This is a genomic window from Delftia sp. ZNC0008 (assembly GCF_000799035.1).
Classification (GTDB): domain Bacteria; phylum Pseudomonadota; class Gammaproteobacteria; order Burkholderiales; family Burkholderiaceae_C; genus Comamonas; species Comamonas tsuruhatensis.
Genome location: NZ_JTKZ01000727.1, coordinates 1 through 1498 on the forward strand (window position 1 = coordinate 1; position 1498 = coordinate 1498).

General features: G+C 67.2%; 2 protein-coding genes. Both read left to right on the top strand.

Annotation, left to right across the window (positions count from 1 at the left end; genetic code table 11):
- The first annotated feature begins 342 nt into the window (after positions 1 to 342).
- Positions 343 to 957, top strand: a complete 615-nt coding sequence (locus tag L995_RS23580; RefSeq protein WP_016450148.1) for an SCO family protein — start codon at positions 343 to 345, stop codon at positions 955 to 957.
- A 160-nt stretch (positions 958 to 1117) separates the two neighbouring features.
- The coding region (locus L995_RS23585) for a PAS domain-containing protein (protein WP_156136119.1) at positions 1118 to 1498 on the top strand (381 nt) is incomplete at its 3' end.

Genomic DNA, 1498 nt, shown 5'->3' on the forward strand with positions numbered 1-1498 from the left:
AGGGTCACTGGATGATGCGCATGCCCGCCGGGCTGGGCATGGCCGACGCCGGCAAGGCCAAGCGCGACCTGGACCGGCTGCTGCGTGCATCGGCCTCGTGGGACACGGCGGGACGCCCCGGCGACGGCGACTGAGGCCTGCGCCAAGGAACCGAGCCGGCAGCCAGGCCGTCTCATGGAGGCAGGCAGGCCCCGCAGCGCCGGGGTCTTGCGGTTATGGGTTATGGTTTGCGGCTGTGCGAAAGCGCCTTCAGCAGACGCTTTCGCCTTTTCCCTTTCCAGCCCGGGCGGCGCGCAGGCTTTGCGGCCACGCAGCCTGCGGCAACTACCTTGTTGAGGAAGCATGAACAAACGGACAGCGCTGCGCTTTCTGGGCGTGACCGCCATGGCATGGGGCGCCCTGGCGCTGAGCGGATGCTCGCGCGAGGCCAAGACCAGTTTCCAGGGCGTCGATGTCACGGGCGCCGAATACGCCAAGGACATTCCCCTGCGCGATGTGGACGGCAAGCAGCGCAGCATCAAGGACTTTGCGGGCAAGGTCGTCGTGGTCTTCTTCGGCTACACGCAATGCCCCGACGTCTGCCCCACCACGCTGCAGGAGCTGGTCGAGGTCAAGCAGCAGCTGGGCGCCGATGGCGACAGGCTGCAGGGCGTCTTCGTCACCCTGGACCCCGAGCGCGACACGCCCGAGGTGCTCAAGGCCTACCTGGGCAACTTCGACCCCGGCTTCGTCGGCCTGCACGGCACGCCGGACGAGACGGCGGCCGTGGCCAAGGATTTCAAGCTCTTCTACAAGAAGGTGCCCGGCAAGACCGAAGGCACCTACACGCTGGACCATTCGGCCGGCAGCTATGTCTATGACACGGCCGGCCGCCTGCGCGTGTATGAGCGCTACGGCGGCGGCCCGCAGGTGCTGGGCGCCGACGTCAAGGCCCTGCTGCAGGAAAAGCGTTCCTGATCCTGCGCGCGCCGCAGCCAGTGTGACCGCCGTCACATTGGCTGCGTTTAGGCGCGATGCGGCACACCATCCCTGATGTGCATCGCCGCAGGACTGCTTAGAGTGGGCCCCGCCTGGAGCGTCATGCCGACGCCCCGCCCATCTCCAAGAGACCTGATCCATGCGGCGAAACGTGTACGTCACCCAGCGTGAGTACCCTTTGAACGAAGGAGAGACGCTTCTTTCCGTCACCGACCTGAAGGGGCGCATCGTCTATGCCAACGATGCCTTCATCCGCGTCAGCGGCTTCGAGGCCGCCGAGCTCTACGGCAAGGCCCACAGCATCGTGCGCCATCCGGACATGCCGGCCGCCGCCTTCGCCGACATGTGGTCCACCATCCAGCGAGGGCTGCCCTGGAGCGCCCTGGTCAAGAACCGGCGCAAGAACGGCGACCACTACTGGGTGCGCGCCAACGCCAGTCCCATACGCCATGCGGGCACCGTGGTCGGCTACCTGTCCGTGCGCACCCGGCCGCAGCCGTGCGAGGTGCAGCAGACGCGG